Genomic DNA, 1,318 nt, shown 5'->3' with positions numbered 1-1,318 from the left:
ATGCCAAAGTGCCTGAAGCCATGAAGCAACAGTGGCAGCATCACATGACCGATTATCTGGAGCGTCGTGAGGCGCTGGTTGGCCTGGTGTTGTTGATGGATATTCGCCATCCGATGAAAGCGTTCGATCAGATGATGCTTAACTGGAGTGTGAGTGCTAACTTACCACTTCACATACTGCTCACCAAGGCCGACAAGCTAAAGCACGGTGGTTCCAAAAAGGTTTTGAACGCCGCAAAAAAGGATCTGTCCCGATTCCCGCTGGTAAGCGTTCAGTTATTCTCTTCGCTCAAGAAAACCGGTGTTGATCAGCTCGCTATGAAACTGGATGAGTGGTTTCTTGCGCCTGAGCCTGATGAATTTTATGACGGGCAGCTGGAATCTGATGATTAGCAAGGAAGACCGTCTCCCGGTGTGGTGGACAAAGCCCATTAAGTCTGGACTAAAATCTCGCCTGAGTTGGCAGGTATGGTCAGTTCAAGGATGCCATCTGAAGTATCAATGCCCTCTTCCTTTTTCATTGGAAACGAAAAATACCCTTGCTCGAGTCCCGTCTGCCATAGGGGAAGCAATAGCTTCTGAGGTGTGGTTCCACGGTTTAATGCACAGATCACGCGCTCACTATTCAGGCAACGGGCAAAGGCAATAACATCGCCTTGTGCAAAGAGCCACTGCACACTGCCTGACTGCAATGCCGGGCACTGGTTGCGCAGGGCTGTCAACTGTTTGATAAACGCCACCATATCCTGCCGGGACTCCAGCCTTTCCCATGGGAAACAGCGGCGGTTATCCGGGTCATGCCCACCTTCCAGGGCGACTTCCGTGCCGTAATAGAGACAGGGTACACCGGCCCAGCAGAACAGAAAGATCAGGGCACAGCGTAGCGTTGCCTCATCACCATTAACCATGGTCAAAAAGCGCATGGTATCGTGACTATCGAGCTGGTTAAGTTGGCAGAGTTGGTTGCGCCAGGGAATTTTTGCCATGGCTTCTTGCAACCATCCGGCAAACTCCTCTGCTTCAATACGACAGGGTGCCAAGGCAATATCCAGACCCGCAAAGAAAGCCCGAACGGGGTGGGCAAAGCCGTAATAATTCATTGCCCCGTCTTCCTGATCCCCCTGTAGCCAACGGGTTGCCTCGAAAAAGTGCTCACCCAGTACATAGCATTGTGGACTTTCGGCCTTGGCTGATGCCCGAAAAGCCCGGACGTAATGGGCGTTGTTCACTGCGCCTTCCCCTTCTCCCAGCATATGAATAACATCAAAGCGCCAGCCATCGATAGCATAGGGCTGCCTTAGCCAGTGCCGAATCACCGA

At 52.1% G+C, this 1,318-nt stretch carries 2 protein-coding genes; one reads left to right on the top strand and one right to left on the bottom strand.

Translation table 11 applies throughout. The features are described 5' to 3' along the window. Positions 1-392, top strand: a 392-nt coding sequence (locus tag KDK14_RS03235) for a GTP-binding protein (RefSeq protein WP_373691023.1), incomplete at its 5' end; no start/stop codon positions are given. Positions 393-430: 38 nt separating this feature from the next. On the opposite strand, the gene KDK14_RS03230 is transcribed toward KDK14_RS03235, so the two are convergent. Continuing rightward, a partial coding sequence (locus tag KDK14_RS03230; protein ID WP_257263584.1) for an alpha-amylase family glycosyl hydrolase occupies positions 431-1,318 on the bottom strand: 888 nt, incomplete at its 5' end.

The organism is Endozoicomonas sp. ONNA2 (assembly GCF_024606365.1).
Classification (GTDB): Bacteria; Pseudomonadota; Gammaproteobacteria; order Pseudomonadales; family Endozoicomonadaceae; genus Endozoicomonas.
The sequence above is the reverse complement of the archived record's forward strand: the minus strand, read 5'-3'. Positions and strand labels throughout refer to the sequence as shown.